At 57.1% G+C, this 1,975-nt stretch carries 1 rRNA gene; it reads right to left on the reverse strand.

Features of this window, described 5'->3' with window-relative positions:
• Nucleotides 1-394 precede the first annotated feature (394 nt).
• A 16S ribosomal RNA gene (locus ACIPEQ_RS16430) occupies nt 395-1,916 on the reverse strand.
• Between the last annotated feature and the right edge of the window lie 59 nt (nt 1,917-1,975).

A 1,975-nucleotide genomic window follows, 5' to 3' on the forward strand; every position in this document is an offset into this window, starting at 1 on the left:
CAACCATTGCAAGCGATTTTCAAAGATGCTCGCGTCCACTGTGTAGTTCTCAACATACGATCGGCACCACACTCCCCCAACCGGAACCGGTCAGCTTCATGTGGCCCATCGAAGAACCATGCGGATCACTCCGCCGGCTCAACCCCCGACCAGGTCACACCCGGTCAGGAAGCCTGGTCCCTCAGGACCCAACAACGTGCACCAGCCGACCCGCCCACCCCGACCCGTTCCAACCACCCCCCGAAGGAGACGGCGTACTAGGACCGGACGCGAACGCACCCGACTGCACTGTCAATGTTCCACCCATGAGCTACCGGCAACCACGTTCGGGCTGCATCGGCGCCTGAACCAGAACAGCACCTGCAAGCAGGCACCCTGGTCAGATGCTCCTTAGAAAGGAGGTGATCCAGCCGCACCTTCCGGTACGGCTACCTTGTTACGACTTAGTCCTAATCACCGATCCCACCTTCGACGGCTCCTTCCACAAGGGTTAGGCCACCGGCTTCGGGTGTTACCGACTTTCATGACTTGACGGGCGGTGTGTACAAGGCCCGGGAACGTATTCACCGCAGCGTTGCTGATCTGCGATTACTAGCGACTCCGACTTCATGAGGTCGAGTTGCAGACCTCAATCCGAACTGAGACCGGCTTTTTGGGATTCGCTCCACCTTACGGTATCGCAGCCCTTTGTACCGGCCATTGTAGCATGCGTGAAGCCCAAGACATAAGGGGCATGATGATTTGACGTCATCCCCACCTTCCTCCGAGTTGACCCCGGCAGTCTCCTATGAGTCCCCGCCATAACGCGCTGGCAACATAGAACGAGGGTTGCGCTCGTTGCGGGACTTAACCCAACATCTCACGACACGAGCTGACGACAACCATGCACCACCTGTACACCGACCACAAGGGGGCGACCATCTCTGGCCGTTTCCGGTGTATGTCAAGCCTTGGTAAGGTTCTTCGCGTTGCATCGAATTAATCCGCATGCTCCGCCGCTTGTGCGGGCCCCCGTCAATTCCTTTGAGTTTTAGCCTTGCGGCCGTACTCCCCAGGCGGGGCGCTTAATGCGTTAGCTACGACACAGAAACCGTGGAAAGGTCCCTACATCTAGCGCCCAACGTTTACGGCGTGGACTACCAGGGTATCTAATCCTGTTCGCTCCCCACGCTTTCGCTCCTCAGCGTCAGTTACGGCCCAGAGATCTGCCTTCGCCATCGGTGTTCCTCCTGATATCTGCGCATTCCACCGCTACACCAGGAATTCCAATCTCCCCTACCGCACTCTAGTCTGCCCGTACCCACTGCAAGCCCGAGGTTGAGCCTCGGGATTTCACAGCAGACGCGACAAACCGCCTACGAGCTCTTTACGCCCAATAATTCCGGACAACGCTTGCACCCTACGTATTACCGCGGCTGCTGGCACGTAGTTAGCCGGTGCTTTTTCTGCAGGTACCGTCACTTTCGCTTCTTCCCTACTAAAAGAGGTTTACAACCCGAAGGCCGTCATCCCTCACGCGGCGTTGCTGCATCAGGCTTTCGCCCATTGTGCAATATTCCCCACTGCTGCCTCCCGTAGGAGTCTGGGCCGTGTCTCAGTCCCAGTGTGGCCGGTCACCCTCTCAGGCCGGCTACCCGTCGTCGCCTTGGTGAGCCATTACCTCACCAACAAGCTGATAGGCCGCGAGTCCATCCCCAACCAAAAAATCTTTCCACCACCAGACCATGCGGCCAGTGATCATATCCAGTATTAGACGTCGTTTCCAACGCTTATCCCAGAGTCAGGGGCAGGTTACTCACGTGTTACTCACCCGTTCGCCACTAATCACAGGAGCAAGCTCCTGATCATCGTTCGACTTGCATGTGTTAAGCACGCCGCCAGCGTTCGTCCTGAGCCAGGATCAAACTCTCCGTAAAAAAATACAGATCCGACACCCGAAAGCGCCGAACCGAGTTGATTCTGACTGTTGACTGTC

Source organism: Curtobacterium sp. NPDC087080, assembly GCF_044745105.1.
GTDB lineage: Bacteria > Actinomycetota > Actinomycetes > Actinomycetales > Microbacteriaceae > Curtobacterium.